Raw genomic sequence first — 7,921 nt, forward strand, 5'->3', positions numbered from 1 at the left:
ATGCCTTCAATAAAATTACAAAAATCAACGATGAAAGACCAAGTATACGAAATTATTAAAGAGATGATTTTGAATCAGACCTACCATTTAGGTGAAAAAATAAATATCGACACATTAGCTACGGAATTAAACGTGAGCAACTCCCCAATACGTGAAGCCCTTACCATGCTGGAAAAGCAAGGTCTGGTGGAATATGTTCCTAATGTGGGCTCACGAATTATTTCTTTTTCCCCTACCGCCTTTCGTGAAATTTGTTTTTCTTTATTTACCGTTGTTTACGGTGCATATGAGTTATGCTTGTCACAAAATAAAATAAATATCGCTATCGAAAAAATGCGCCAGCTTCTGCAAGTGCAAAAAGATATTGAAGATCATTCGGATATGCAAACCTCCATCAAATATGCCCTTGCTTTTGACAAAAGCATCGTTTACGCAACCCAAAACACTTATCTGCTTTCGATTTACGAACAAATGGAGGATATTTTCTTTTTGATGGCATTGCACATCAATCAAAGAAATGCCGAGGAACATCAAAGAAACATCTTTGAGCATTCCATGATTCTTGAAAGTATTGAAAAAAATGATATTGCTTCGGCAAAACATTGGTTCTTTATTCATTATGATAAGCATGTATAATTCTTAAAATGGTCTTCTTATTGAAAAAGCCATTCATTGTCTATTCCTGATTAGCATTTATAAAAAACCTCCTGCGCTCTATTTGATGTTAAGGCAATCTAATAGTGTGTAGGAGGTTCTTTTTAGTAATTTTAACATTCTAAAATTGCGTGATATCATTGAATTCAAAACACGAATATCTTTTTCGCAATCAATATTCCATAGCTCATTTTGCTGTTGGAAAACTGACTTCCACGTAAAGAAAGCTATCTTCAAAATACCTCCAAAGGAAAAATAAAACGACATTTTAAAATATTATTTTTAATTGATTGACAAGATATGCCATCGGCATTTATATTAAATTTATAAGGATATAATATTGCAGATTTTTAAGAAAGAAGGTTGAAGAATATCATATTTGAACCACAACATTTACATGGAAATGCAAAACAAGTAGTGTTATCTAAGATTGGATTTTTGGAAATGAAATGCTAGGGTTAAGTGTTCATACAAACATATTAAATGGGGGCTGCTAATGAAAAAATTATTATTCAGACAAACAATCGCACTTGCTTTAACAATGATTATGGTAATATCTATGATGCCCTTTACAGCATTTGCCGATGCACCAAATGCACCTACGGCGACGGCAGGTGAAGGTGCAATAGAGGTAAGTGATTTTAGCTCCGGTGCAATTCTTAAATTGTACGATAAGACACAAAACATAGTACTTAAAACGACAGACCCTATAACAGATACCACCTATACATTTGAAAATGTGGTACCCAATGTAACCATGTATTATGTTACACAAACAGTTGGCGAATTGGAAAGCCAAAATTCAAATTTTGTTAACCCGATTCTTAAAACTCCAACTGCAACAGCAGGCGTCGGTTTCATTGATGTAAGCAATGTTTACACAGGCGCTAATGTAACTTTGTATACTTTTTCAGGGTCTGAGGTATCTAGTGTTACTGCAAGCAACAGTGACGATTCTATTAGATTTAGCGGATTAACAGTAGGGGCACAGTATTACGTTAATCAAAGCATAAATGGGGTCGTGAGTGCAGAAGCATATGCCACAGTTTCAGCACCCAATGCACCAGCGGCACCTAAGGTAACACCAAAATTGGAAAGCATATTGGTAGAAAATTTTACATCAGGGGCCACCCTTAAACTATACGATATAGATAGTAACTCAGTTTGTGCAACTGCAACAGATGTAACCGAATCAACATATACCTTTGAAAATGTAGTTCCTAAAAAAACTGCGTACTATGTTACTCAAACAGTAAATGGAATTGAAGGAGCAAACACTGAATTTATTAATTCCATCCTTAGAGTTCCAACTGCAACAGCAGGCGTTGGTTTCATTGATGTAAGCAATGTTTACACAGGCGCTAATGTAACTTTATATACTTTTGCAGGGTCTGAGGTATCTAGTGTTACAGCAACCAACAGTGACGATTCTATTAGATTTAGCGGATTAACAGTAGGGGCACAGTATTACGTTAATCAAAGCATAAATGGGGTCGTGAGTGCAGAAGCATATGCCACAGTTTCAGCACCCAATGCACCAGCGGCACCTAAGGTAACACCAAAATTGGAAAGCATATTGGTAGAAAATTTTACATCAGGGGCCACCCTTAAACTATACGATATAGATAGTAACTCAGTTTGTGCAACTGCGACAGATGTAACTGAATCAACATTTACCTTTGAAAATGTAGTTCCTAAAAAAACGGAATACTATGTTACTCAAACAGTCAGTGGTATTGAAAGCGTTAATTCTACTTTTGTTAATTCCATACTTAGGGTTCCAGAGGCTGCTGGGGGATTTAACTATGTGGATGTATCTAACGTATATCCAGATGCCACAGTTAGCTTATACACTTTTGCCGGCAATTTAATTTCCAGCAATCCAACAAGCATTGGTAACGGTACGGTAAGGTTTAGCGGCTTAGAACAAGGAACAAGATATTATGTAATTCAGGGGATTAATGATGTCGTTAGTGAAGCATCCACCAGTGTCAGAACACTTACAATTCCATCAGCACCAACAAATGTTGTGGCAACAGTAGTAAACGGAGAAGTGTTCGTAAGCTTTACGCCACCGGCTGACAACGGGGGAAGCACAATTACACATTATTCAGTAACTTCCACCCCCGGTTTGATTATTGCAAATGGTACAGGCACTACTTTCTCTATTTCCGGACTAAGTCGTGGCGTTAGCTACACATTTACAGTATCTGCGACTAACGCCCTTGGAGTAAGTAACCAGTCAGCTCCATCAAATGCGATTATGCTTCATAAATCCAAAGGAAATTCCGGTGGTTCCACATCAGTTACCCCAACCTCAACAACGGCAACCAATAATGATGGTGTGGTATTCGTAAATGGTAAGGCAGAAACAGCAGGAACAATAACTAGCAAAACAGATGCAAATGGACAATCAATAAAAATCTTCACTGTGGATGTTACTAAGCTAGAAAAGAAATTAGAAACTGAGGGCAAAGGCGCAACTGCAACCATTTCCATAAATGAAGATTCTGGCATTGCTCAAGGTATCCTTACTGGTCAGATGATAAAGAGCATGGAGGACAAAAGTGCTACTTTAGTTTTGGAAACAAAAACTGCTACATACACCCTCCCCGCAGAACAAATTGATATTGACACCGTATCTCAACAACTTGGACAAGGGATATCCCTTGCAGATATAAAGGTAAGCATCAGTATTGCAGAGCCTTCAACAAGCAAGGTAAAATTGATTGAGAATACCGCTACCCACGAAGGATTTACTGTTATGGTACCGGGGGTAGATTTTGAAATTAATTGTACTCACAACGGTAAGACCGTAGAAATTGAAAAATTCAATTCTTATGTTGAAAGATTAGTAGCAATCCCTGAAAATGTCGATCCTAATAAGATTACAACGGGCATTGTAATAGATGAAAAAGGCAATATACGACATGTACCAACGCAAGTTGTCAAAATTGATGAAAAGTATTTTGCAAAGATAAATAGTGTAACGAATAGTACCTATACCGTAATATGGAATCCAATCACATATGCAGATGTTGAAAATCATTGGGCAAAGGATTCTATAAATAATATGGGCTCTCGCATGGTGGTTTCAGGTGTAGGCAATGGGAATTATAACCCCGATGCTGCTATTACACGGGCAGAGTTTGCAGCTATGGTTGTAAGAGCACTTGGGCTTGAACTTGGAAAAGGAACGGACAGCTTTACTGATATCGATTCTGCCGACTGGTTCAAACCTTTTGCAGAAACAGCGAGCCAATATGGCATTATCATGGGCTACAATGAAAAAACATTTGCCCCAAATGATAAAATCACCCGAGAGCAGGCAATCGCTATGACCGCCAGAGCCATGAAGCTTACAGGTAAAGAAACTGAGCTATCAGATCAAGAACTAAACTCCATTTTGAACACCTTTTCAGATGCGCAAGATGTATCAAACTATGCAAAGAAAAGCCTTGGAGTTTGCTTGAAACATGACATCATTTCAGGAACAGGAAATGGATATTTATCTCCAAAGAATGATGTTACAAGGGCGGAAGTTGCTGTCATTCTAGAAAAACTATTGAAAAAATCAAACTTAATCTAATGCATACGAAAGAAGCACTGTTCTACAAATAAGAACAGTGCTTCTTTTTATGGTTTACCATTTTATATTTTTAATTTAAAGATTACACATGATATGGGAAAAGTAACTGCTATTTTTTTAAAAACCTTGCCAGCCTTAAATTTTCATTACATATCACTCTAAAATTATATCAGTAACTTCCCTACTCTCAGTTTACAGGAAAAGACGATATAATTTAATTCTAAATATCAAATTAAGAATTACCATTTAATTCATCAAAGATTTCTTTTACAGTTGTAATCTTATCCACCCGCCATACATTCTCACCACAGAAAAGAAGAGAATTCTCTTGTTCTCCTACTGCTGCTTCCATGAGGGCACGAGAAATACAGTAATGGGTTGTTGCAGGATTGCAGTTCTCAATGCAATTAAAACATTTTACCACAGGTTGACGTCCTAATTCTCTTTCCTTCGTGAAGGTATTACGAATTGCTCTGCCCGGCAACCCAACAGGACTTTTCACAATCATAACATCCTCTTTTTTTGCATTAATATATGCTTCTTTGTATGCATCAGCTGCGTCACATTCTTCCGTTGCCACAAATCTAGTTGCCATTTGTACCCCACTGCAACCCAAACCTATATAATGGTCAATATCAGCTCTGTCATAGACACCACCAGCAAAGAAAACTGGAATATGACCATATTTTTCTTCAAAGCTATTCACGTATTCAACAATCTTTACAACTTCCTGATCATATTCTTCATTGGTCAGATTTTCTGCCTCTTCTGGTGTAAAACCCAAATGACCACCGGCTTTTGGCCCCTCTATAACCACAAAATCTGACACACGACCAAATTTTTTATCCCATCTTTTAAACATTAATTGAACGGCTCTCAAAGAGGAAACAATGGGTGCAAATTTCACCTTTGTGTCCTTAAGTAATTCGGGAAGCTCTAACGGCAGCCCCGCACCAGAAATTATAACATCGGCACCGCTATCAACGCAACATTGCACATATTGGTCAAAGTTTGTGCATACACGCATGATATTTACACCAATAACGCCATTCTTACTTATTTCTTTGGCCTTTCTTATATTTTCTGCCAAAGCCTCGAGATTCGCTTTCAAAGGCTCTTTGCCAAAGTTCTCTTTTAAAAAACCGGGTTGTGCCGCTGAAATGACACCTACTCCACCTTGCGCTGCAACCGCTCCAGCTAAACGCCAAAGGCTAATTCCAATACCCATTCCACCTTGAATAATGGGCACTTTTATTTCTAAGTCACCAATTCGTACCCCTTTGAGTTTAATCATTTTGCACCTCGTTTTGTATTTAATAATAACACGTTTATCTTATAATATGATAATATATACCATATCATCTGTCAATAGAAACTACATCATCTCCCCTGCCCTTCACAACAGTTAAACCGATCTAAATTAACCAATGTTAATGCTATATTCCCCAGTTAATTTTCAATTTATGAGTGATTTATTTGGAACTTTCATTCATGTATTTTAAAGCAATCACATTTGTACTTCATTGGCACCACAGCCTTCAATATTTTCGTCTCTTTTTTAAAGTAAAAATCGAGAGATGGAACATGCATTCCACCCCTCGGAAATCCCTTCTTCTTTTCAATTTTGGTATCTTATTTACGCATTCCGAATGTCCATTCTATGGGTAATTATGGATTATATTTCATGCATAAGATAAGGGCAAAAACATTATATCAGCGCACTATTCCATAGAAATCTTAAGTGTTTATGATTACTTTTCTTTAACATAATCAGCTACATCATTCACTTTTTTCATACCTGGCGAAATATGTTGCTACATCACAGCATTTCATCAGACCGCTCATGACACAACCACCTTTCGCCCCTGCCTCATGGACAGCGCCAATGTTGTCTTGGTCGATCCCTCCAATGGCATATACGGGGATAGACACACTGGCACAAACATGCTCTAAAAAGTGAAGCCCTCGTCCCTCTAAACCCTTTTTACAGTCTGTTGAAAAGATATGTCCTGCAATTATATAAGAGCAGCCAAGGCGCTGGGCCTCCAAAGCTTCCTTGATGGAATGACAGGAGCTTCCAATTACTTGAAAGCGGGTTTTTTTGGTTTCGGTCACATCTCTCAGGATGGGCAACGGGAGATGTATTGCCTGGGCGCCAAGCTCTATAGCAACATCCACAAAACTGTGTAGGATACAGGGGACTTGGTGCTTTGTACAAATTTGGAACACCTGTTTTGCCAACTGCTTATATGCTTCTTCTGATAAATCCTTTTCCCGTAGAATAATGCCGTTAGGATGATTGAAGGCAATTCTTTCTATGCGGTGTAGAAAATCCCCTTCACACAGCTGACGATTGGTGACACAAATAATATTATACATATAGATAATCATTGAGAACAGGTTGCAAGCCTTCCTCTGAAATATCCTGATACATTTGATCTAAACTGCGATTGTCATCAATCTCGAACTGTTCATCACCTTGTTCTTCATCCGATTCCTTTCCCTTATATTTGTTTTCATGGTCACCAATACCTGTTGAAACACCGGCAGAAACCTTGGTAGCCGCAATTTTCACGATGCCATTGCGAAAGGACGCACTCTCACGAGAAGACACAGTGATTCCAACGAATGGCAAAAAAATACGATACGCACATATCATTTGACAGAGTTGTTTTTCACCAACATCCATAGGATTAATTTTATCATTGTTGATGATAGGCCGAAGTCTTGGGCAAGAGAGAGACATCTCTGCTTGAGGATACTTTTTTTGTAAATAATATACATGAAGTGCGCTGGCAAGGGCATCTTTTCTAAAATCCGAAAGCCCTAATAATGCAGAAAATCCAACTCCTCGCATTCCTCCTCTAAGGGCACGCTCTTGGGCATCAAAGCGATATGGCCAAACACGCTTATGACCACAAAGATGAATAGTTTCATATTTCTCTGGATCATAGGTTTCCTGAAACACAGTTACATAGTCAGCGCCACATTGATGGAGATATCTATATTCATCAGTATTAACAGGATAGATTTCCAACCCAACCATACGAAAATATTTTCGTGCCAACTTGCATGCCTCACCAATATAGGCCACATCACTTTGACTACGACTTTCCCCAGTAAGTATTAGAATTTCCTCCATCCCACTTTCTGCAATCACCTTCATTTCATGCTCTATCTGCTCCATCGTCAGTTTCACACGTTTGATGTGGTTGTAGCAGTTAAAACCGCAATAAACACAGTAGTTCTCACAATAGTTAGCAATGTACAGGGGAGTAAAAAGATATACCGTGTTGCCAAAATGTTTGCTGGTTTCTAGCCTGGCTTTTCGAGCTAACTCCTCTAGGAAAGGCTCTGCCGCTGGGGATAACAAAACCTTAAAATCTTCCATAGAACAAGTCTCATGCTCTAGTGCCGTTTTTACATCAGATGCAGTATATTGGGTATAATCATAAGATTTCATTTGAGCCATAACACTTTCGCAAATATTGGACTGAATTTGCTCCATCCCAGGTAAATATTCCATATGATTTTTACGACAGGATGGCTCTGTTTCTAGTAAGTGCTTCTTTTCAAGGGCAGTTTCAGATAAATGTTCTGAATCCACAAAAAATTGATTTTCCACCAAATTCACCTCCTAGTTATGTAAAAAGCCCGTCAACGGGTCGGAAGAAGATG

At 38.2% G+C, this 7,921-nt stretch carries 5 protein-coding genes; 2 read left to right on the forward strand and 3 right to left on the reverse strand.

What is annotated here, in order from left to right:
* Together RTK36_RS08555 and RTK36_RS08560 are read left to right on the forward strand one after the other, a co-directional pair.
* Positions 1-636, forward strand: a complete 636-nt coding sequence (locus RTK36_RS08555; RefSeq protein WP_312046221.1) for a GntR family transcriptional regulator — start codon at positions 1-3, stop codon at positions 634-636.
* A gap of 514 nt (positions 637-1,150) precedes the next feature.
* Positions 1,151-4,243: an S-layer homology domain-containing protein gene (locus RTK36_RS08560; protein WP_312046223.1), complete on the forward strand. Its 3,093-nt coding sequence runs from the start codon at positions 1,151-1,153 to the stop codon at positions 4,241-4,243.
* Positions 4,244-4,475: 232 nt separating this feature from the next.
* On the opposite strand, the gene RTK36_RS08565 is transcribed toward RTK36_RS08560, so the two are convergent.
* The 3 genes from RTK36_RS08565 to thiH form a co-directional block, all read right to left on the reverse strand.
* The gene (locus RTK36_RS08565) at positions 4,476-5,537 is read right to left on the reverse strand and encodes an NAD(P)H-dependent flavin oxidoreductase (RefSeq protein ID WP_312046225.1); all 1,062 of its coding nucleotides are present in this window, start codon (positions 5,535-5,537) and stop codon (positions 4,476-4,478) included.
* A 485-nt stretch (positions 5,538-6,022) separates the two neighbouring features.
* On the reverse strand, positions 6,023-6,622 hold the full coding sequence (locus RTK36_RS08570) for a thiamine phosphate synthase (RefSeq protein WP_312046227.1): 600 nt from the start codon (positions 6,620-6,622) through the stop codon (positions 6,023-6,025).
* Positions 6,615-7,868, reverse strand: coding sequence for a 2-iminoacetate synthase ThiH (gene thiH / locus RTK36_RS08575; protein ID WP_312046229.1), 1,254 nt, complete (start codon positions 7,866-7,868; stop codon positions 6,615-6,617). Before thiH ends, RTK36_RS08570 begins: the two co-directional genes overlap by 8 nt.
* Positions 7,869-7,921 lie beyond the last annotated feature (53 nt).

Source organism: Anaerotignum sp., assembly GCF_031981185.1.
Taxonomy (GTDB): Bacteria; Bacillota; Clostridia; order Lachnospirales; family Anaerotignaceae; genus Chakrabartyella.